Here is a 22,515-nt window from a genome sequence, read left to right on the forward strand (position 1 = left end):
CAATACATTATGGTTGAAGTTTAAAGGTAGCCAAAATGGGATAATGGTCTGAAAACTTATTGTCAAAGGTTTTAAAATCGGTTACTTCAAAATGTTTTTCAGCAAAAATGAAATCGATTCGTATTGGGAAAAATTTAAAATCGTAAGTCCTCCCAAAGCCATTACCTGCCATTTTAAAGGCGTCTTTGAGTTCCCCTTTTATTTCTTTGTACACATAAGAATACGCCGAATTATTGAAATCACCACAAATAATCATTTTGTAAGGACTGTCGGCCTTGTGTTTTAAAAACATTTCGGTTTGTACCTGTTGCATTTTAAAGGTTTGTTCCACACGTTTTAAAATCCAATCAGAGTCTTCTTGTTTCAGTTTTTCAACATTGGCATCTATTTTCAGGGACTGAAGGTGTACATTGTAAATTCTAAGTGTATCCTTTTCTATCACAATATCTGCAAAAATGGCATTATTGGAAGTATTGGGAAACTCCACAGAACCTGACTTGATAATTGGGTATTGTGAGAAAATTGCCTGTCCGTATTTGGCTTTGGTTCCTGAAAGCTTTTCAAACTTATATTTAAAGAAAGACAAATCGATGTTTTTATGAGGATGGTATTCCTGCAAACTAAGAATGTCTGGTGCTTTCGTTTTTATAAAGTCCACCATTTTGGTCTCAATGCTCTTTTCCGGAATCCATTCGTATAAATTAAACAAGCGCACATTGTAATTCATAATAGACAAATCGGATGTTTCCGGCTCCACATCTGAAGATGAAAATTTATAAAACGAGCCTAAAGTAAAATACCCAATGGTTAAAACCAATAAGGAAAGAATGAGTTGTTTTTTTAATTTTATCAACCAATAAATAAAAAAAAGTACATTGGTTAAAATCAAGAATGGCACTCCCAAACTTAAAACCGAAAGCAGGGCAAAAGTTTTAGGTGGAACATACGGAAGCACATAAGAAAGCAAGAGCATGGTAGCCACTAAAGCATTAACCATATAAATTATTTTATCGAAAAGCTTTAGGTTTTTCATTGGTGCAATTTATTATTTACCTGCTTTAAACAAAAACTCTTTTTCTTCCTTGGTTAGGCTATCATAACCACTTTTGCTTATTTTATCAAGTATAAGGTCTATTTTTTTCTGCTTATTGAACTCATTAAATTCATCTTTGGAATAACCAGCCACTTTTTGAGACTTTTTTCTATGAACGGTTTTTAAAGGCGATTTATTTGATTTTTTAAACAAGCCCATAAATCCATCCATTATTTTTTCAAATCCTTTACCTATATCTGTCCCTTTTCTTAACTGTACAGCATAAAAATAACCTAACAAGGCACCACCAAGATGAGCCAGGTTACCTCCAGCATTTAAACCAAAAAGACCTAAGACATCTATAACTACAATGGCAACACCTATATACCAAAGTTTGAGATTAAAGGCAAAAAAACGTACTTCCATGGTTGGCATGTAAGCGCAGAGAAATATTAACAAGGCCCTTACTCCTGCTGAAGCTCCAACCAAACGGCTGCTGCCATCAAAAATCCCTGGAAACACATTATAACCAAATAAAAACAACAAACCTCCCGTTATGATGCCCAAGAAATATACATTCAACCCTGTTTTTACTGAAAACAAATTCATAAACATTTGCCCAATAAAATAGAGCCATAGCATGTTAAAGAGTATGTGCCAAAAATCGTAATGTGTAAATCCGTAAGTGATAAGGCTCCATGGTTTTAAAATAAAGTCCATAAAGTCACTTGGCAGTTCCAACCAACTAAGGCTGGAACCTATGGTAAAAACCACTTTAATTATCAATCCAACAAAAAAAACAACGAGGTTGACTCCTATGAGTTTTTCAAACACGTTTAAATTTTGTAATTTATCCTGTATGTCTTTGTTAAGCGTTGTCATACTTAGTTCCAACGGTTTTTATTAAACTGCGTTTTTTTCCAGTACCACATAATCAGGAACCCTGTTAAAGCTCCTCCAACGTGAGCCACATAAGCCGTGTTGCTAGGACTGAAAAAGGATTGGCCGGTAATGGCAGAAATTAAATCCAAAGCAATGATTCCTGGAATAAAATACTTGGCTTTAATGGGCACAGGTAAAAATATTAGCATGAGCTTGGACTCTGGATATAACATACCAAAAGCTACCAAAACTCCCATAATAGCTCCTGAAGCTCCTACCATGGTACTATGAAACACTCCTACAAAATTTTGAAGTTGGTCTTGATTTAAAAACTGGCTCCAACGGGTATCATACACACCATAACCAGATTTTAGGGTTTCGAAGGTTTGGATTTGATCAAAACCTGCTTCATTTAAAATAGATAAGCCAGTATAGAACCTAAAATAATAATAACCTAACATGCACAAAGCTGCTCCTAACCCTGAAGATATGTAAAAAAACAAGAACTTTTTCGCCCCAAAACGTTGTTCCACAGCTGTACCAAACATCCAAAGGGCAAACATATTAAAGAAAATATGCATAAAACCGCCATGCATAAACATGTGTGTAACTATCTGCCAAGGCTGAAAGGCTTCGTTTTTTGGAAAATGCAAAGCAAACCAATCGTAAAACAAAGTGCCACCTCCTATGGAAAGTGTTCCAACAAACATAATGACGTTTATTATTATTAAATGTTTTACGGTATCTGTAATATTATTCATCATAAGGCATGCTACTTATATAAATTTTTTATCCAGTTCGTCTACACTTAACGTTACAAATGTAGATTTATTTGTTGGCGACATGTTGGGTTCTTTGCAACCAAACAAACTATTCACCAAATGTTCCTGTTCTGTAACTGAAAGGCTTTGACCCGATTTTACTGCCAAGCTTTTGGCCATGGATTTTGCCAACAAATCTGTTGGACTAAAATTGCTGTCCGGAACTTCATTTTCAATATCGCTAATCAATTGTTCTAAAATAACCGAAACTTCACTTTCTGGAACATGCACTGGTACACCAGAAATTTCTATTCCATCATTTGTGAAATTTGAAAATAAAAATCCTGTGTGTTCCAAATCTTCTTTTACTTGTCTTAAAATTTCTATTTCCTGAGGGGAAAAATGCAACTGCACAGGAAAAAGCAATTGCTGACTCATGCTTTCCTTGACTGTGATGTGTTGCAGGAAATCTTCGTACAACACACGTTGATGTGCACGATACTGATCTATTACCAACATACCAGATTTTATGGTACTGATTATATATTTATTTTGAATTTGAAACGTGGTTTGTTTGGTTTCCACTTGATTGGAATCTTTAAAAATAGAGCCCGTTTGCTCTTCGCTTTCAAACTGTACACTGGTAAAGTCCTGTTGTGTTTGAGTCCCTTTGGATTCCAGCCCTACATACAAACTATCCCAATTTGCCAAAGTTTGCTTTTTAAGAAAAGTGGTTTGCTTACCAGAGACCTGTTTTTCCTGAAAAGGGTTAAAGCTTCTATCCACTTCAATATTTGGGACATTGGGATGGTGTTTATCTTTATACTCGTATGGAGTATCTAAATTGGCATCTCTATCAAAATCCAATACTGGAGCAATATTAAATTGCCCTAAACTGTGCTTTACAGAAGCCCTTAAAATGGCATACAGCGTATGTTCATCATCAAACTTAATTTCTGTTTTGGTTGGATGGATGTTGATATCAATGGTTTGAGGATCGACCGTTAAATTCAAGAAATAACTAGGATGTGTGCTATCTTTTAAAAGTCCTTCAAACGCTGAGGAAATGGCATGATTCAAGTATGCACTTTTAATAAATCTATCGTTTACAAAAAAGAACTGTTCTCCTCTGGTTTTTTTGGCATATTCTGGTTTGCCCACAAACCCCGAAATTTTAACCACTTCTGTTTCTTCGTTAACAGGTACTAGTTTTTCGTTGGTTTTGGCACCAAAAATATTTACAATGCGTTGTCTGTAATTGCTTTCTGGAAGATTAAACACCTCGCTTCCATTATGGTACATCACAAACTGAATATTGGGATGTGCTAGAGCCACTCTGTGAAACTCATCTATAATATGACGGGTTTCCACTTGATTGGATTTTAGAAAATTACGTCTGGCAGGAATGTTAAAAAAAAGGTTTTTAACAGCAATACTCGTCCCTTTAGGTGTTACAACCACCTCTTGCGAAACCACTTCACTGCCTTCTACAATCAATTGGGTGCCTACCTCATCATGGGCTTGCTTGGTTTTTAACTCTACATGAGCAATGGCAGCGATACTGGCAAGGGCTTCGCCGCGAAATCCCTTGGTATGCAGTTGAAATAAATCTTCGGCAGAACGTATTTTAGACGTGGCATGACGTTCAAAACTTAGTCTGGAGTCTGTAACACTCATTCCAGAACCATTGTCTATAACCTGAACCAAAGTCTTTCCTGCATCTTTAACAAGAAGTTTTATAGTGGTTGCTTTGGCATCTATGGCATTTTCAAGAAGTTCCTTTACCACAGATGCTGGACGCTGTACAACTTCGCCTGCTGCAATTTGATTAGCGACATGATCTGGCAATAACTGAATAATATCTGACATGAGCGCTATTAAAAGAATATGGATAAATCGAATTCAATAATGAACAGGAAGATTAAAATTAAAATTCCTATAATAATCAAAACCCGTTTATTTGCCGATTGATTTTGATTGTGCTTATAGTCATTTAATGCTGTAACCAATTTGTTTTTCAATCCTTTGTTGCTTCCCACAGTCGTTCTAAAATCGTCGAACTTATGTTTTATTTCATACGGATTGCCTTCCCCTTTGTAATGTCTAGGAGTATAACTATACGTTTTATTTTTTCTTGTTTTAAAAATCCCCATACTATCTGCTATTCATAACCACTTAAATAATACCAAAGTACCAATACAGCTATCAAAAACAAGACCATATACCATGGTGAGGTTAAAATACTTTTCTTTCGTGTTCTTGATTGTTTTAATTCGTGCCATTTTGACTGAATATCTTGCTCTTGACTTTCGTCGGTTGCGTTTTGATATTTAGGCTTGATGTTAAATTGTCTGTGCTTTTTGGAAAATGCCACGATTATAATCCTTTGATATCTTTCAAAAATACTTAAAAATGGAAGAAAAACAGGCTTTGAAATGCCAAAAATTGTTAACATTCAAAACTTGAAAATACGTTTACTTTTCCTCGACAGACCTTTTATTGAAATGTAAAAACCTAGGACTTGGAGTTTTTGTTTAGAGCTGCCATTTTAATGGCAGCAATGGCAGCTTCTGTTCCCTTGTTGCCATGTTTGCCACCAGAACGATCTATGGCTTGTTGCAGGTTATTATCGGTTAACACACAAAAAATAACAGGAACATCGTGTAAAACATTTAGGTCTTTTATCCCTTGTGAAACGGCCTCACAAACAAAGTCGAAATGCTTGGTTTCCCCTTGAATCACACTCCCAATGGCAATAACGGCATCTACGCCTGTTTCTTGCATTTTTTTGCATCCATAAATAAGCTCGTAGCTTCCAGGTACATTCCATCGCAAGATATTTTTCGAAGAGACTTCGTTTTCCATTAAAGCTTGGTAAGCTCCATGAAACAGGCCTTCTGTTATGGATTCGTTCCATTCTGAAACAACAATCCCAAACCGAAAATCATTCGCGTTTGGGATTGTAGCTTTATCGTAATCTGATAAATTTTTATTTTCTGTTGCCATGTTATTTATTTGCCAACACGCGTGCTTTACCTATAAACACATCTATGTTTGTTGCTTCGGTAGAAGACGCATAGTTTTCTTTGATATCGTTAAAATACGTAAGTGCTTTGTCTGCTTTTCCAAGTTCCATGGCAATAACGCCTGCTTTATATAAATACAAAGGAGTTGTAAAATCGTTCTTTCTCATTTTGGCAGCTTGCTCGTAGTAGTCCAAGGCATCTTCAGGTTGGTTTAACTGCACAAAGGCATCACCAATACTTCCTTTAGCCATAGGTGCTAAAACCAAATCGTCACTGGAGAAATCACTTAAATAAGTAACCGCATTTTTATAGTCTTTTAAATTCAAATAAGCCATTCCAGCATAATAGTTTGCTAAATTAGCTGCAGGAGTGCCACTGTATTCAGAAGCTATGTCCAACATTCCTAATTTTCCTTCACCTCCATTTAAGGCCAATGTATACAAGGAGTCTTTTTCGGTTCCATTTACAGCTTGGTTAAAATATTTTTGGGCTTGGAACATTTCGTTCATAGCTTCACTTTGCTTAGGTTTTGCTATAAACTCGTTGTAACCTAAATAACCTAAAACCACAGCAGCAACAACACCTATAATCACGAAAATGTATTTTTGATTGGCAATAACCCAATCTTCTGTTTTAGAAGCAGATTCGTCTAATGTGTTAAAAACTTCAGCTGTTGTAGAGTGATCAACAATATCATGCTCTTTTTCTTCTTTCGTTGTCGGTTTGTATCCTCTTTTCTTGTAAGTTGCCATATATTTTAAATTAATGCGTGGCAAAAATATGATTTTTCTTCATATATAAAAGCCTATTTATTTGTTATTTTTCAATAATTTGCACAACTTATTCTTTTAAAAATTCAAAACCATATTTAAGTTAGTTTTTTATGATTTTAAAATCGCTTTCTTTATTAAACTATAAAAATTTTGAAAGTCAGTCTTTTGAGTTTAACGACAGGATTAATTGTTTTGTAGGAAACAATGGTGTTGGAAAAACCAATGTACTGGATGCCATTTATCATTTGTCCTTTGGAAAAAGTTATTTTAATCCCATAGCTTCCCAAAACATCAAGCATCATGAAAGTTTTTTTGTAATAAATGGCGATTATGAAAAAGACGGCAAAACCGAAAAGATTGCAGTAAGCTTAAAAAAAGGTCAGAAAAAAGTAATAAAACGCAACAATAAAGTATATGATAGATTTAGCGACCATATTGGTTTTTTACCTTTGGTTATTATTTCGCCAGCTGATAGGGATTTAATTATTGAAGGCAGCACCACTAGAAGAAAATTTATTGACAGCGTGATTTCGCAAAGCGATAAAAACTATCTGGACCATTTAATAAATTACAACAAAATTCTTGTTCAGCGAAATTCCTTATTAAAATATTTTGCTCTAAACAATACGTTCAATGCAGACACTTTGGGCATTTACAACAAACAATTGGACACCTATGGTCAGGTTATTTTTGAAAAAAGGGAAGTTTTTTTAGAAACTTTCATCCCTATTTTCAAAGAACGCTATAAAGCTATAAGCAATGGTAACGAACCTGTAAATTTAATTTACAACAGCGATTTAAAAGAAGACAAACTAGAATCGCTCTTAAAGGCCAATATCAACAAAGACAAGGCGCTACAATACACCAGTGTGGGAATACACAAAGACGACTTGGTTTTTGAAATTGACAATCATCCCATTAAAAAATTTGGAAGTCAAGGACAGCAAAAGTCTTTTTTAATTGCTTTAAAGTTGGCGCAATTCGATTTTATTAAAGCACAAAGTGGTGTGAATCCTATTTTACTATTGGATGATATTTTTGACAAACTGGACGAAAACAGGGTCTCTCAAATTATTAAATTGGTTGACGACAAAAATTTTGGTCAATTGTTTATTAGTGATACCCATGCCGATAGAACCGAAAATGCTGTAAAACAAGTGCATCAATCGTATGAAATATTTAAATTGTAACCAAAAAGGAACGAGGGATGAGAAAAATTACAAATTCCATACCTTGCTGGAAGACAGACAAATTAAAATTTAAAAAATATAATTCTTAACACTTGAAACTAATGAATTCAAAATATTTTTTACTCATCTTTAGCCTTCTGTTACTGAACAGTTGTGCGAAAAACCCAGAAACATACATAGAACACTTGGAAGGATATTGGGAAATTGATCAAGTGACAATGGCAGATGGAACAGAAAAAAAATACACTTATAACGACACAGTAGATTATATCGAAATCTCTGATAGTTTAGCAGGTTTCAGGCTAAAATTAAAACCTGTTTTCGATGGCACCTTTGAAACTTCTAAAGATTCGGAACAATTCACCATAAAAATTGAAAACGACAGCTTAAATTTGTATTACAAAACCCCTTTTGACAGTTGGAAAGAAACTGTTTTAATGGCAACTAAAGACCAGCTAAAAGTTATAAACAAGAATAAGGCCGTATTTTTATACAAGAAATTTGTTCCAATAGACATTACTAATTAAAATGATTTCCATTTTCACTGAAAGACAACATGGCAAAACGAAATAACGAACATATTAGCATTGCAGATGCATTAAAGGAATTTGTTGAAACCAACAAACTTGAACATGGCTTGGATGTTGTAAACGTTCAAGATACTTGGCGGGACATGATGGGAAATGGTGTAAACAATTACACAACAGACATACAACTTAAAAACGATACGCTTTACGTGCAATTAAGCTCCAGTGTTTTAAGGGAAGAACTGAGTTATGGAAAAGCAAAAATTATCGCCATGTTAAACGAATCCCTTGGTAAAGAAGTAATAAAAAAACTGGTTTTACGCTAATAAAACCGATAAAAAAAAGCCTTGTAAGTTCTGTTTACAAGGCTTTTTTATAAAGAATAGGAAATATGTTTACTGCTTTACAAGCTTAATCACTTGAGTCGCATCTTTAGCATGTACATTCATAAAGTAAATGCCTGCTGTAACTTCTGTGATATGGACAGCTTGAAGTTGCTGTCCATTAGACACGTTGATAGTTTTAATCAATCGGCCATTAATATCGAAAATATCTGCTTTTACCAATTCGATATTGTTTACATTTTTAAGTGTGTAAACTCCGTTTGAAGGGTTTGGATACACTTTGATACTGTTATGTAAGCTTTCAAAATCTGCAACAGAAAGGCTCATTTCGCAGTTGTAAACCGAAATGTCATCAATATACCAACCTTCACGACCATTACAACCATCTGTTCCAACCTCAAACCTAAATTGAATGGTAGAATTGGCAACAACTCCCAAACCAGATAAATCTATATAGCTTCTTCCCCAACTCCCTGAAGTAGAACCACCATCTGAACCTGTAAACGCTTCTTCACCTGCCAAAGGGTTGTCGTTCCCATTATTGTTTATAAAACCGTTATAACCATTGGCTGTAAACGCACTTGCCGGAAGTAGTGTCCAGGTGTTTCCATCCAAACTGTATTTTATATTGGTTCCATCCCAACTTGCTTCTGTAGAGACATAGTGCATAAAAGTCATCTCAAAGGTTCCCGTTAACTGATTAGGGATGGTAATTACAGGACTTTCCAATCTTAAAATACCGTTTTGTAAAGATGTGGTGCAATTTCCATTTATAGGATCGACTCCAAAAACAGCCTGACCTGTTCTTCCGTCCGGCAAACTGGAAACTACAGCCCAATCCCTAGACTCCCAGGTTCCAGGATTTGATGCGATTTGTGAAACCGTCCAATTGTTTAAACCAGATTCCCAATCTTCAAAAAATATTGGAGCCATAGTAGCAGCATCACAAGGGTCTGCTACTGCTGAGAGAATTGGCTCGTAGCCACAAATATCGTCGTTGCGCAGTTCCACAGCCAAAAGCACCTTATAAAGTTCATTAAAATCGGAAGCAGTGATAATTTCACCGGAAAGACCTACAGGAGCTCCTGTGCTCAAGCCTTCCAAATTAATACCAAATAAATCTGTACAAGATGCTTCTAAGGCATCTGCCAGAGAGTAAAAATCGCTGGTAGCAGTTAAATAATCGCTTTGAGCCCTCCAGAATATATGTGCTGCTTTGGTAAAGCCAATACCAGTAATGGTTTGCCCATTATAAGTTCCACCATCAACCAAAAGTGCATAAGCATGGTTAGGAATCCCAGAGTTTGAATGAACTCCTCCTCCATCTCCTTCACCACAATAAAATTGTCCATCTGTTAATTTTCCTGGGTCTCCATTACAAGGAGGATTCCACATATCTCTTATGGCTCCACCAAAAGCTGTGGCATCTTCTCCCATTCGCCATCTGTCTGAACTGTTACAAGCTGTCCTTAATGAATGGTCATCATCAGCATCTTGATAATTGTTCAACAAATCTACTGTTTCTCCCCAAATATCAGAAAAAGCTTCGTTCATAGCACCAGATTGATACGCATAAATCAACCCACTTGTGTATTCTGTATAGGCATGTCCCCATTCGTGTGCAATCACGTCATCAGAAGCTGTTCCGTTGCAATAATTAGCCGTCACACCATTCCAATTGGCATTGGGACAAGACACATTTGGGTTGTTATTTATGGTTCTCATTTGAGCATCTGCACCATTGTAAGATACATATCCAAAAGCGTTATTGAAAAAATTGTAAACATGTCCAGAGGCCTCAACTTCATTTCTTTGCCAAATGTTTAAAGTTCCTGGAAATGCATCTCCTTCTTGCCAAACAATGTTTGAGGTGTTGTTCTCATAAACAATTCTATCCATAGCATGCGCCATTCCTGTAAATTGCTCTGTAATGTTACCAGAATGTGCATTTACATACACATATTCCCTAACATCTGCATCGTTTCTAACCTCAACTTCATAAACCAATTGTGTAGCCCCAAAGGAATTGTCTATCAATCCCTCTTGAAACAAATATAAAATGGTATCAAAAGCGAACAATGTTACTCCAGAATGGTTTTTGTCCTGTTTAGTCACAGTTTCTATGGCAATGTTACTTGCTTCTGATGGAGTAATAACAGGATTGGTATTGTTTTTTATATTGGGAATATAATTTCCGTTAATGGCTGTTAATTGATTGTTGGTATTAAAATGAAAACGCAATTGACCATCAAATACTGGTACGTTGTTTTTATGTTGTGTTAAAGTTAAGTGCTTGAACCCATGAACATCCACTTTAACTGTTCCAAGAAGGAACGTATTTTCAATGGTTTCAAACGGAAATAAATCTTTATGGGTTTGCAAAAAAGATACTGTTTTGGCTTGAATGGTAAGTCCATCCAAATCTAAAGGTTGATTTGTTGGAAATTTAATAAATTCAGCAACGCCATTAGAGTTTACAGTAATGTGCGCGTTGGTTTCCGTTTTCAATTGCTTGATTGCTTTTAGCATTTGTTGTGAAAAAGCCATAGGGCTAAACAACAGAAAACCAAGCAAAAGGATGATAGTTTTTTTCATTAGTTAATATTTAGGTTGGACGAATTTAAAATAAAAAAGCCTGAAATATTGAATTTTCAGGCTTTTTTATAATGTATTGGGATTGTTTTACTTAAAACATTTCTCTTCCAGAAAAATGAAAAGCACCTTCAATGGCAGCATTTTCATCACTATCACTTCCATGAACGGCATTTTCACCAATAGAAGCAGCATAAAGTTTTCTTATGGTTCCTTCGGCAGCATCTGCAGGATTTGTAGCACCAATCAATGTTCTAAAATCTTCAACTGCATTTTCTTTTTCCAAAATAGCAGCCACAATAGGACCACGAGTCATGTATTCTACCAACTCACCAAAGAATGGTCTTTCACTGTGAATTGCATAAAACGCTTCTGCATCTGCTTTTGTCATTTGTGTTAATTTCATTGCTACGATTCTAAAACCTGAAGCATTTATTTTTTCTAAGATTGCGCCAATGTGTCCTTTTTCAACTGCATCTGGCTTAAGCATTGTAAATGTTCTGTTAGTTGCCATTTAATTTTTTTTTAATTTGGGTGCAAAAGTAAGGTATTTCATTATAAAAACCACAAAAACCAATATTAAAAAATTGTATCTTCGTTGCCTATGAAAAAAGACGATATAAAAAACATAAAACAGCTTTTAGCAACTCCCAAACAAATTGTTATTGTACCTCATAAAAACCCAGATGGAGACGCCATTGGCTCTACACTTGGTTTATACCATTATCTTTTAAAACACAAGCACCAGGCAACGGTTATTGCTCCAAACGATTATCCTGATTTTTTAAAATGGATGCCTGAAGAACCTAAAATTTTAAAATACGATTCGCAAAAAGAACCAAGCGACATGCTTATTGCCAAAGCAGATATTATTTTTACTTTGGATTTTAATGCCCTAAATAGAACTGGCGACATGGAAGACGCTTTAAGCGCTAGTGACGCCATTAAAATCATGATAGACCATCATCAACAACCAGAAAATTATGCTGTTTACAGCTATTCTGATGTTAGTATGAGCTCTACTTGCGAGATGGTTTACAATTTCATAGATATGCTTGGGGACAAAAACCTTATAAACGAAGCCATTGCAAGCTGTTTGTACGCTGGCATATTAACAGACACAGGCTCTTTTAGGTTTCCATCCACAACAAGTAAAACCCATGAGGTTGCGGGATATTTAATAGATAAAGGCGCCAATCATTCCGAGATTTACAATCAAATATTCGACAATAACAGTTACGAACGCCTACAGCTTTTAGGACGTGCGTTAAGCAACCTAAAGGTCTTACCGGAATTCAGAACAGCTTACATTACCTTGTCTCAAGACGAGTTAAACGAATATAATTTCAAGAAAGGAGACACAGAAGGTTTTGTTAATTATGGCCTTTCCCTGAACAACATCATATTTGCAGCTATTTTTATTGAAGACACGCAAAATAACATTATAAAAATCTCGTTACGCTCTAAAGGAAGTTTTTCGGTCAACGAATTTTCCAGAGCTCATTTTGAAGGTGGTGGACACACCAATGCTGCCGGAGGAAAAAGCAATTTGGATTTAAAATCTACAGTTGAAAATTTTATTAGTATCTTACCAAGCTATAAAAACGCCCTAAACAATGAGTAGAATAATTGCCTTATTAATATGTGCTTTGCTTTTTGTGGCCTGTAAATCGCCTGAAGCAAGAAGACCTGTATCTTCCAAATCCGGATCTTTTATTGATGCATCTGTGGAGAGAAACATTAAATTAAATGAACGCGAGCAAGCCTATATTAAAAAAATCATGTCAGAAAATCCTGAACAGGAATACATTGCTTCAGAAAACGGGTTTTGGTATTATTACAATGTCAAACAAGCCGACAGCCTAATGTCTCCAGATTTTGGGGATATTGTTACTTTTAATTACAACATTAAAACATTAACAGACGACATTATTTATTCCAAAGAAGACCTAAAGCCCCAAACTTATGTTATGGATAAGCAAGAATTGTTTTCTGGTCTTAGGGAAGGATTAAAACTTATGAAATCTGGGGAAACCGTAACATTCATGTTTCCATCGCAAAAAGCTTATGGATATTATGGAGATGAAAATAAAATTGGCATCAATGTGCCTATTAAATGTGAAGTCTCAGTAAACTCCATTATAGATAAATAACCTCAAAGATAATTTCCAAAAAACACTATTTTTACAACAGAAAAATTAATTACTCATGAACATTTTAAAACATACTATGAAAATTTTATTTCTTGCACTTTTGGTAAGTTTTACCTCTTGCGAACAGCAAAAATACCCAGATTTGGAAGATGGCCTTTATGCTGAATTCGTTACCAACAAAGGGATTATGGTCGCTAAGTTACATTACAAGGAAGTCCCTGTAACAGTGGCTAATTTTGTGGCTTTGGTAGATGGCACACACCCTAAGCTTCCTGATTCCTTAAAAGGAAAAAGATATTATGATGGGACAACTTTCCACAGGGTTATAGACAAATTTATGATCCAAGGAGGCGACCCAACAGGCTCTGGTGCTGGTAATCCAGGCTACCGTTTTTTAGATGAATTCCATCCTGATTTAAAACACGATAAACCAGGTGTTTTATCCATGGCCAACTCGGGACCAGCAACCAATGGAAGTCAGTTTTTTATCACTGAAGTGCCTACCCCAAATTTAGATAACAGACATGCCGTTTTTGGCGAATTGGTTATTGGTTTGGATGTACAGGACAGTATTTCCAATGTAGCTGTTAGTCAAGGGAACAACAAACCGGTGGATCCTGTTGTTATTGAAACCATTAACATTATTAGAAAAGGACAAGAAGCTGAATCATTTGATGCAGCCAAAGTTTATACTGATGAGTTGCCTAAAGTTGAAGAAAGACAAAAACAACTAAAAGAAGAAGAAAACCAAAAACTTAAAGAAAATGCCAAAGCTGCTGCAGATAACTTTATAACAAAAAATGCTGATTTGGGTGGCACAGTTAAAAAGTTAGATACTGGAGTGGTCATGATTTTCACCAAGCAAGACGAAGCTGCCGTTAAACCTACTTCGGCACAAAAAGTTTTGGTTAACTATGCTGGTTATTTTGAAGATGGCCGCTTATTCGACACCTCTTGGGCAGAAGTTGCCAAAGAAAACAATGTGTATAGCGAACAACGTGATGCCCAAGGAGGCTACAAACCGTTCCCTATGATTTATAACGAAACTGCAAGTCTGGTTCCAGGATTTAGAGAAGCAATGCTTAATATGAATGTAGGCGATAAAGCACGTGTATTTATTCCTAGTTATCTTGGTTATGGAGCAAATGGTATGGGACCAATTCCTCCAAACAGTAACTTGGTTTTCGATCTTGAAATTGTTGGATTAGCTGAATAATAGCTTATAAGCTTAAATTTTTAACAAAAAATAAATAAACCACAATTCCACAAATAATATGTATTTGTGGAATTGTGGTTTATTGTTTGCGGGTATCTAGTTTTGTTTTTTAGGAATCTGCTTCAAAATTTCTAACACAAACTTCCAGTATTTTTGAGCTGAAGATATTTGCGCTCTTTCGTCTGGAGAATGTGCACCTTTAATGTTTGGCCCAAAACTAATCATGTCCATCTCTGGATAATTCTGTCCAAGAATACCACACTCCAATCCAGCATGACAAGCAGCCACATGTGCTTTTTGTCCATTCATTTTTTCATATAAATTGTCCAACACTTTTAAAATAGCCGAATCCATATTAGGTTTCCAACCAGGATAATCTCCAGAAAATTCAACTTCGCAACCAGTTAATTCAAACGTGGCACGAAGCATATTGGCTAAGTCCCATTTAGAACTTTCAACAGATGAACGTGTTAAACAGGCTATTTTAACCTGTCCGTCTTTTACAATAACCCTAGCAATATTATTGGATGTTTCTACCAAATCTGGAATATCTGCACTCATTCTATATACGCCATTCAGTGCAGCATACAAAGCTCTGGTTAGACCTTCTTGAACTCCCAAATCCATAACTTTTTTTGGTGTTTCAATGTTAGAAATCACAATTTCCATATCTGGTTCCATGGTTTTAAGCTCTGCTTTAATCTCGTTGGCAAGCTCTGCCATTTCAGCTTTAAAAGCCTCTTCATGAATGGCCACAAAAGCTTTGCTTTCTCTAGGAATGGCGTTTCTTAAACTACCTCCATCTATTTCAGAGATACGCAAGCCAAAATTCTCGAAACCGTCAAACAACAAACGGTTTAGGATTTTATTGGCATTACCCAACCCTTCATGGATTTGCATTCCTGAATGTCCTCCTTGCAAGCCTTTTACTGTTACAGAAAACCCTATTTTAAATTCTGGTGTTTCTTCTTCCTTATAGGATCTGGTTGCTGTTACATCTACTCCTCCTGCACATCCAACTCCTATTTCATCATCTTCTTCTGTATCTAAATTCAAAAGTATTTTGCCTTCAAGCAAACCCCCTTTTAAACCCATAGCTCCTGTCATGCCTGTTTCTTCGTCTATGGTAAACAACGCTTCAATGGCTGGATGAGGAATATCTGTACTTTCCAAAATAGCCATAATGGTTGCAACGCCCAATCCATTGTCTGCACCAAGGGTTGTGCCTTTTGCACGAACCCAATCGCCATCTACATACATCTCGATTCCTTGTGTTTCAAAATCAAAATGAGTATCAGCATTTTTTTGGTGCACCATATCCAAATGAGATTGCATAACAATCGTTTCCCGATCTTCCATTCCTGGTGTGGCAGGTTTTTTTATAATCACGTTCCCTACCTCATCCTCTATGGTTTCCAAGTTCAGCTTTTTACCAAAATCTTTCATAAACGCAATCACTTGCGCTTCTTTTTTAGAGGCTCTAGGCACAGCGTTTAAATCGGCAAATTTATTCCAAAGTTGTTTTGGTTCCAGGTTTCTAATTTCTGAATTCATATGTATATTTTAAAAGTTATACAAAGGTACTTATATCTTATAGAGTATTAAAACATTTGATTATTTTTGAAAGATGTTCAAGAACCCAAAACCATACATAGCCTTTTCCATAGTTCCATTGTTCCTAATAGTGAAACTCCTAAAGCAATTCCCTGAAGTGGTTGAAACTTATTACAGTTTGGGCATATACCCTGTTATTTCTAGCTTGTTCCGGTTTACTTTAGGCTGGATTCCGTTTTCCTTTGGAGATGTGTTTTATGGTTTTGCCATCATTTATATAATAAAGTGGCTTGTTGCAAACCGAAGACGGATTGTTAAGGACACCAAATATTGGTTGATAGAGGTATTTGCAGCCATCTCCATCATTTACCTGGCGTTTCATATATTTTGGGCCATGAATTACCACAGGTTGCCTCTACACGAAAGTTTGGGGCTGGAAGCAGATTATTCAACTGAGCAACTTCTTTCTGTTACTCAAATGCTTATTGAAAAATCGAATGCCCTACATGGGCAATTAGCTAAAAACGATTCCTTAAAAATAGATCTTCCATACAGCAAAAATAACATTTTAAAGATGGTCCCTGAAGGTTTTGAAGCTTTACAGAAAGAATTTCCACATTTGGAATATCATCCTAAAAGTTTAAAAAAATCATTGTTTAGCTTGCCCTTAACATATATGGGATTTAGTGGCTATTTAAATCCGTTAACCAACGAGGCCCAGATAAACGGATTAATTGTTCCTTATAGGTTTCCAGTGGTTGCTTCTCATGAAGTGGCACATCAATTAGGTTATGCAAAGGAAAACGAAGCTAATTTTATAGGTGGTTTGGCAGCTATTAACCATAAGGATACGTATTTTAATTACAGTGGCTACACCTTTTTATTGAAACATTGTTTGTTGGAAATCTACAAACGTGACAACAAGTTATATTTTAAAACCTTAAAAACCATAAACAAAGGTATTTTAAAAAATTATCAGGAAGTTCAGGATTTTTGGGACAATCATCAAAATCCAGCAGAACCCTTGTTTAAAAGCACGTACAACAGTTATTTAATTGCCAACAACCAAGTAGATGGCATGAAAAGCTACAGTTATGTCGTGGCTTTAATAGTGAATTATTTTAATAATGAAGCACTGTAATGGTTTATATTTTTTTAATCTTAAAGAAACGTTCATCCTATGAGAAAAGGCTTTGTTATTCTTATCCTTTTAATAAATGTTTCTAAATAAAAAACACAAATGTTAAAAATCCTATTTCAGTTTTAACCATAACCATTTAACTATATATTTAGCTTTTAAAATCCCTAACCAACAGATATGATTAAAAAATATTTAATTCCCGTTTTTGTTTTGTGCAGTTTAGTTGTTTCGGCACAAAAGCATTTTCCAAAAAACGATGGTGTGAAGAATGAAAATTCTAACTATGTTGCTTTCACCCATGCCACTATTTATGTAACACCCTCTGAAGTTATTCAAAATGCAACCTTATTAATAAAAGATACCAAGATTGTTGCTTCTGGGACAAATGTAGACATTCCTAATAACACGGTTATTCATGACCTCACCGGAAAAACCATTTATCCTTCCTTTATAGAAATCTATTCTGATTTTGGAATTGAAAAACCTAAAAAAGCTAATAAATCGAACTCTCCACAATACGATGCTTCACGTGAAGGCTATTATTGGAACGACCATATTATGCCTGAACAAAATGCCATAGCACATTTTAAATTTGATTCTAATGCGGCAACTGAATTAAGAAAAGCAGGATTTGGCATTGTAAACACGCATGTTCCAGATGGAATCATTCAAGGTACGGGAAGTTTAATTGCTTTGGCACCAAATTCAAGTGATGCCTCCAGGATTTTAGACAATCGTTCTGGACAGTATTATTCTACCAAAAAAAGTGTTACGTCCAATCAAGCCTATCCAACCTCCTTAATGGGAACCATAGCTTTATTAAAACAGGTGAATTACGATGCCACATGGTATGCAAATGGCCAATCTGAAGATACAGACCTTTCCTTAGAGGCATTTAACAACAATAAATCCTTAGTGCAATTTTTGGATGCTGGCAGTAAAATGAATGCTCTGCGTTTTGATAAGGTTGGAGATGAATTTAACACCCAATATGTTATGGTAGCCGGTGGAGACGAATATGAGATGATCAAGGAAATTAAAGCCACAAATGCAACGTTTATTGTACCTCTAAACTTTCCCGATGCCTTTAACGTAGAGGACCCTTTTCTTTCGCAAAATATCGATTTATCGGACCTGAGGGAATGGAACCAAAGACCTTCAAATCCGAAGGTGATGCACGAGAACGAAATTCCTTTCGCTCTAACCACACATAATTTAGAGTCTCCAAAAGAATTTAAAGACCACTTGCTCAAAGCTATAGAATATGGCTACGACAAACAAGCCGCTCTAGAAGCATTAACCACTGTTCCTGCAAAAACATTAGGAAAGGAAAATAGTCTAGGTAAATTAAAAGCTGGTTATTTAGCAAACTTTTTAATAACCTCAGGAGATGTTTTTGATAAAGAAACCACATTATATGAAAACTGGGTAATAGGCGATAGACATGAAATAACACCCATGCTGGCAACAGATATTCGCGGTGCTTATAATTTTAACATAGCAGGACAAAAATATCACGTTTCCATTTCAGGGAAAATAGACAAGCCAAAATCAAAAGTCACTATAGATTCAACAAAGCTAAAATCAGAAATTACAATGAATGGTGATTGGATGAATTTAATTATTTCAAAGGCAGATTCCACCAAGCAAGATTTTATTCGATTAAACTCAAAAGTGCTTTCCACTGAAAATTTTAATGGTCTGGCCATACTACCAAATGGTAGTGAAACCAGGTTTTATGCGATAAAGATTAAAGACGAAGCACACTTAAAAAATGAAAAAGAGTCCTTGAAAAAAGACAGAGATAGCTTAAACAATGAGGTAAAAATTTACCCAATTACCTATCCCAATGAAGCCTATGGCTTTTCTGAATTGCCAAAACAGGAAACTCTCCTATTTAAAAATGCAACTGTTTGGACCAATGAAACTGAAGGCATATTAAAAGAAACCGATGTCTTAATAAAAGACGGTAAAATTGCTAAAATTGGGAAAAACTTAAATTCTGGAAATGCTAAAGTTATAGATGCCACAGGCAAACATTTAACAACTGGCATAATAGATGAACATTCTCATATAGCCACTGCTGCAGTAAATGAAGCGGGTCAAAACTCTACAGCAGAAGTGAGTATTGAAGACGTTATCGATCCCGAAGATGTGGATATTTACAGAAACTTGGCAGGTGGTGTAACTTCCATTCAAATTCTACATGGATCTGCCAATCCTATTGGTGGGCGTTCTGCAATAATAAAATTAAAATGGGGCGAATCGGCAGATAATTTATTATATAAAAATCCCCCAAAATTTATCAAGTTTGCCTTGGGCGAAAATGTAAAACAGTCCAATTGGGGAAGTTTTGCAAAAACACGTTTCCCGCAAACGCGAATGGGAGTGGAACAAATATATATCGATTATTTTTCCCAAGCTAAAGCCTATGAAGCTAAAAAGAAAAGTGGCAAACCATACCGTAAAGATTTGGAAATGGAGGTTTTAGTTGAAATTTTAAATCAAGAACGCTATGTTACCTGCCATTCCTATGTTCAAAGCGAAATCAACATGCTCATGAAGGTTGCAGAGAAATTCAATTTTAACATCAATACCTTCACACATATTTTAGAAGGTTATAAAGTAGCCGATAAAATGAAAGCACATGGGGTTGGTGGCTCAACATTTAGCGATTGGTGGGCCTACAAATACGAGGTTAACGACGCCATTCCTCAAAATGCAGCCATTATGCACAGTCAAGGTGTTGTAACCGCCATTAATAGTGACGATGCCGAAATGTCCAGACGATTAAATCAAGAAGCTGCTAAATCGGTAAAATATGGAAATGTAAGCGAAGAAGACGCTTGGAAATTTGTAACTCTAAATCCAGCAAAACTCTTACATATTGACCATCGTGTAGGAAGTATTAAGACAGGAAAAGATGCCGATCTTGTTTTATGGACGGACCATCCCTTATCTATTTATGCCAAGGCAGAAAAAACCATTATTGATGGTATCGTATATTTTGATATAAATAGGGACGAACAGATGAGAAAAGCTATGAAAAAAGAGAAAAACGAGTTAATAACAATGATGTTACAAGCAAAAAACAAAGGATCAAAAACACGTTCCATTGAAAAGAAAGAAGACGAAACATTTCATTGCGATACTGTTAACTAAAAACTAAAAAAAATGAATACAACAAAACTACATATACTTATTGCCTGTTTTTTAGTAACAAGCCAACTACTTCAGGCCCAACAAACTCCAGCTCCAAAACAAACAATGGGAATTGCTATAATTGGTGCAACTGCTCATATTGGTAACGGTGAGCTTATTGAAAATAGTATCATTACATTTACAAATGGAAAAATTCAATCGGTAAGCGCCAATAATGGAAGCACAAATACAGATGGTATGGAGATTATTAATGCCCAAGGAAAACACGTATATCCGGGCTTTATTGCTCCAAATTCAACTTTAGGATTAGTGGAGATAGATGCTGTACGTGCAACCCAGGACAGCGATGAAATTGGATTCATGAATCCCAATATTCGTAGTTTAATTGCCTATAACGCAGAGTCCAAGATTGTAGAATCCATGAGGCCCAATGGTGTTTTAATGGCACAGATTGTACCACAGGGAAGTCGTATTTCAGGAACCTCATCTATTGTTCAGTTTGATGCCTGGAATTGGGAAGATGCAGCCATTAAAGTAGATGATGGTGTTCACTTAAACTGGCCCAACGCCTTCTCAAAAGGACGCTGGTGGCTAGGCGAACCTGCCGTATTAAAACCAAACAAAAATTACCAGGAAGAATTAAACAAATTAAATACCTTTTTTGCGTCTTCTAGAGCATACCTCTCTGGAGACAAACCTATTAAAAACTTACAATACGAAGGTTTATCTGGAATTCTTGAGGGCTCACAAAAGCTTTATGTTCATGTGGATGATGAAAAAGGCATTATAGATGCCATTGATTTTTCTAAAAAAAACAACGTAAAAATGGTTATTGTTGGTGGTTACCAAGCATACAAAGTAGGTGATTTATTAAAACAGAATAACATTCCCGTTATTTTAAACCGTGTCCATAGCAGACCTGAAAGTGACGACGATGACTACGATCTTCCTTTTAAATCTGCCAAATTATTGGTGGACCAAGGGGTATTGGTTGCCTTACAGGCAAATGGAAGGATGGAACGCATGAACACACGCAACCTTCCGTTTTATGCCGGAACCTGTGTGGCTTATGGTTTAAGTAAGGAAGAGGCGTTAATGCTAATTTCATCTAACACAGCAAAAATTCTAGGCATAGATAGTTTCTGTGGAACTTTGGAGCCTGGAAAGGATGCTACCTTGTTTATTAGTGAAGGTGATGCTTTGGATATGCGTACCAATGTATTATTGAAAGCCTATATTCAAGGACGCGATATCAGTTTAGAAACCCACCAAACAGAATTGGCTAAACGCTATTGGGACAAATACAAGAACCAATAACAAATATATTTTTGACATAGATATAATTATGAAAGAAATAACCAGCACCCAGAACAGCTATATAAAAAACCTTATTCAGCTTAAAGAAAAATCCAGGGAACGTAAAAAATCTGGTTTGTTTTTAATTGAAGGGGTTCGCGAAATTGGGTTAGCAATAAAAGGAGGATATGTTATAGACACTTTGTTATTCTATCCAGCTTTATTTCCAGAATCTCAGCTTAACCGGTTCAATGCAACACCTAAAAACATTATTGAAATTTCTAAAGAGGTATACCAAAAATTGGCGCACAGAGCAACAACCGAAGGTGTTATTGCCATAGCAAAAACTAAAGTATGTACTCTAAAACATTTAAACTTTAAAACTAAAAACCCATTAATTTTAGTGGCCGAAGCTCCTGAAAAACCAGGAAACATTGGAGCCCTGTTACGTACTGCCGATGCAGCCAATGTAGATGCTGTAATTATTGCAAATCCTAAAACCGATTTATACAACCCAAACATTATACGTTCCAGTGTTGGTTGTGTTTTCACAAATAACATTGCCACGGGTACAACATTAGAAATCATTCAGTTTTTAAAAGAAAACAATGTATCCATATATTGTGCGGCCTTACAGGCCAGTCAAGATTACCACACGCAAGATTTCACTAAAGCCACTGCTTTGGTTGTTGGTACAGAAGCCTGTGGTCTTAGTGATGAATGGTTAGCACATTCCAACCAAAACATCATTATTCCCATGCAAGGTGAAATTGATTCCATGAATGTATCGGTTGCAGCCGGAATCCTTATTTTTGAAGCCAAAAGACAACGAAATTTTCTATGAAAATTCGCTATAAACAAATCA

General features: G+C 35.8%; 21 protein-coding genes. 10 read left to right on the top strand and 11 right to left on the bottom strand.

Annotated features, from left to right (window positions below; all coding sequences use genetic code 11):
* Nucleotides 1-7 precede the first annotated feature (7 nt).
* The 8 genes from AACY93_RS01540 to AACY93_RS01575 are packed head-to-tail and all read right to left on the bottom strand — an operon-like array spanning nt 8 to nt 6,454.
* Nucleotides 8-1,033, bottom strand: a complete 1,026-nt coding sequence (locus tag AACY93_RS01540) for an endonuclease/exonuclease/phosphatase family protein (RefSeq protein ID WP_287006021.1) — start codon at nt 1,031-1,033, stop codon at nt 8-10.
* A gap of 12 nt (nt 1,034-1,045) precedes the next feature.
* Nucleotides 1,046-1,915 carry a rhomboid family intramembrane serine protease gene (locus AACY93_RS01545; RefSeq protein ID WP_287006020.1) on the bottom strand — a complete coding sequence of 290 codons (870 nt, stop codon included), beginning with the start codon at nt 1,913-1,915 and terminating at the stop codon, nt 1,046-1,048.
* A 2-nt stretch (nt 1,916-1,917) separates the two neighbouring features.
* Nucleotides 1,918-2,676 carry a rhomboid family intramembrane serine protease gene (locus tag AACY93_RS01550; RefSeq protein WP_287006028.1) on the bottom strand — a complete coding sequence of 253 codons (759 nt, stop codon included), beginning with the start codon at nt 2,674-2,676 and terminating at the stop codon, nt 1,918-1,920.
* A 15-nt stretch (nt 2,677-2,691) separates the two neighbouring features.
* Nucleotides 2,692-4,545, bottom strand: a complete 1,854-nt coding sequence (gene mutL / locus AACY93_RS01555) for a DNA mismatch repair endonuclease MutL (RefSeq protein ID WP_287006019.1) — start codon at nt 4,543-4,545, stop codon at nt 2,692-2,694.
* An 8-nt stretch (nt 4,546-4,553) separates the two neighbouring features.
* Nucleotides 4,554-4,829 carry a hypothetical protein gene (locus tag AACY93_RS01560; protein WP_007650273.1) on the bottom strand — a complete coding sequence of 92 codons (276 nt, stop codon included), beginning with the start codon at nt 4,827-4,829 and terminating at the stop codon, nt 4,554-4,556.
* Nucleotides 4,830-4,837: 8 nt separating this feature from the next.
* Nucleotides 4,838-5,131, bottom strand: coding sequence for a hypothetical protein (locus tag AACY93_RS01565; protein ID WP_339610901.1), 294 nt, complete (start codon nt 5,129-5,131; stop codon nt 4,838-4,840).
* Between the two features lie 59 nt (nt 5,132-5,190).
* Complete coding sequence (gene ribH / locus AACY93_RS01570; protein WP_007650269.1) at nt 5,191-5,682, bottom strand: 6,7-dimethyl-8-ribityllumazine synthase; 492 nt, start codon at nt 5,680-5,682, stop codon at nt 5,191-5,193.
* A gap of 1 nt (nt 5,683) precedes the next feature.
* On the bottom strand, nt 5,684-6,454 hold the full coding sequence (locus AACY93_RS01575; RefSeq protein WP_007650268.1) for a tetratricopeptide repeat protein: 771 nt from the start codon (nt 6,452-6,454) through the stop codon (nt 5,684-5,686).
* Between the two features lie 131 nt (nt 6,455-6,585).
* On the opposite strand from AACY93_RS01575, the gene recF reads away from it, so the two are divergent.
* The 3 genes from recF (at nt 6,586) to AACY93_RS01590 (ending at nt 8,518) form a co-directional block, all read left to right on the top strand.
* Nucleotides 6,586-7,665 (top strand): DNA replication and repair protein RecF, encoded by a 1,080-nt coding sequence (gene recF, locus AACY93_RS01580; RefSeq protein WP_007650266.1) that lies wholly within the window; start codon nt 6,586-6,588, stop codon nt 7,663-7,665.
* 101 nt (nt 7,666-7,766) lie between these two features.
* Nucleotides 7,767-8,192 carry a hypothetical protein gene (locus AACY93_RS01585; protein ID WP_040492101.1) on the top strand — a complete coding sequence of 142 codons (426 nt, stop codon included), beginning with the start codon at nt 7,767-7,769 and terminating at the stop codon, nt 8,190-8,192.
* Between the two features lie 29 nt (nt 8,193-8,221).
* On the top strand, nt 8,222-8,518 hold the full coding sequence (locus AACY93_RS01590) for a DUF721 domain-containing protein (protein WP_007650262.1): 297 nt from the start codon (nt 8,222-8,224) through the stop codon (nt 8,516-8,518).
* Between the two features lie 69 nt (nt 8,519-8,587).
* On the opposite strand, the gene AACY93_RS01595 is transcribed toward AACY93_RS01590, so the two are convergent.
* Nucleotides 8,588-11,131, bottom strand: coding sequence for a M4 family metallopeptidase (locus AACY93_RS01595; RefSeq protein ID WP_286853407.1), 2,544 nt, complete (start codon nt 11,129-11,131; stop codon nt 8,588-8,590).
* A gap of 91 nt (nt 11,132-11,222) precedes the next feature.
* The gene (locus AACY93_RS01600; protein ID WP_007650258.1) at nt 11,223-11,642 is read right to left on the bottom strand and encodes a nucleoside-diphosphate kinase; all 420 of its coding nucleotides are present in this window, start codon (nt 11,640-11,642) and stop codon (nt 11,223-11,225) included.
* 90 nt (nt 11,643-11,732) lie between these two features.
* On the opposite strand from AACY93_RS01600, the gene AACY93_RS01605 reads away from it, so the two are divergent.
* The 3 genes from AACY93_RS01605 (at nt 11,733) to AACY93_RS01615 (ending at nt 14,497) form a co-directional block, all read left to right on the top strand.
* Nucleotides 11,733-12,752: a bifunctional oligoribonuclease/PAP phosphatase NrnA gene (locus tag AACY93_RS01605; RefSeq protein ID WP_286853406.1), complete on the top strand. Its 1,020-nt coding sequence runs from the start codon at nt 11,733-11,735 to the stop codon at nt 12,750-12,752.
* The gene (gldI, locus tag AACY93_RS01610; RefSeq protein WP_286853405.1) at nt 12,745-13,281 is read left to right on the top strand and encodes a gliding motility-associated peptidyl-prolyl isomerase GldI; all 537 of its coding nucleotides are present in this window, start codon (nt 12,745-12,747) and stop codon (nt 13,279-13,281) included. Before AACY93_RS01605 ends, gldI begins: the two co-directional genes overlap by 8 nt.
* Nucleotides 13,282-13,357: 76 nt before the next feature.
* Nucleotides 13,358-14,497, top strand: a complete 1,140-nt coding sequence (locus tag AACY93_RS01615) for a peptidylprolyl isomerase (protein ID WP_286853404.1) — start codon at nt 13,358-13,360, stop codon at nt 14,495-14,497.
* A gap of 96 nt (nt 14,498-14,593) precedes the next feature.
* On the opposite strand, the gene AACY93_RS01620 is transcribed toward AACY93_RS01615, so the two are convergent.
* On the bottom strand, nt 14,594-16,051 hold the full coding sequence (locus AACY93_RS01620; protein WP_339610908.1) for an aminoacyl-histidine dipeptidase: 1,458 nt from the start codon (nt 16,049-16,051) through the stop codon (nt 14,594-14,596).
* Nucleotides 16,052-16,124: 73 nt separating this feature from the next.
* On the opposite strand from AACY93_RS01620, the gene AACY93_RS01625 reads away from it, so the two are divergent.
* The 4 genes from AACY93_RS01625 (at nt 16,125) to AACY93_RS01640 (ending at nt 22,494) form a co-directional block, all read left to right on the top strand.
* Nucleotides 16,125-17,192, top strand: coding sequence for a DUF3810 domain-containing protein (locus tag AACY93_RS01625; protein WP_286853402.1), 1,068 nt, complete (start codon nt 16,125-16,127; stop codon nt 17,190-17,192).
* Nucleotides 17,193-17,369: 177 nt separating this feature from the next.
* On the top strand, nt 17,370-20,354 hold the full coding sequence (locus tag AACY93_RS01630; protein ID WP_286853401.1) for an amidohydrolase family protein: 2,985 nt from the start codon (nt 17,370-17,372) through the stop codon (nt 20,352-20,354).
* Nucleotides 20,355-20,366: 12 nt separating this feature from the next.
* Nucleotides 20,367-21,671, top strand: coding sequence for an amidohydrolase family protein (locus AACY93_RS01635; protein ID WP_286853400.1), 1,305 nt, complete (start codon nt 20,367-20,369; stop codon nt 21,669-21,671).
* Nucleotides 21,672-21,699: 28 nt separating this feature from the next.
* A complete protein-coding gene (locus AACY93_RS01640) occupies nt 21,700-22,494 on the top strand; it encodes an RNA methyltransferase (RefSeq protein ID WP_286853399.1) in 795 nt (264 codons plus the stop codon).
* The last annotated feature ends 21 nt before the right edge of the window (nt 22,495-22,515 follow it).

The sequence above is a fragment of the uncultured Xanthomarina sp. genome (genome assembly GCF_963971605.1).
In the GTDB taxonomy this organism is placed as follows: domain Bacteria; phylum Bacteroidota; class Bacteroidia; order Flavobacteriales; family Flavobacteriaceae; genus Xanthomarina; species Xanthomarina gelatinilytica.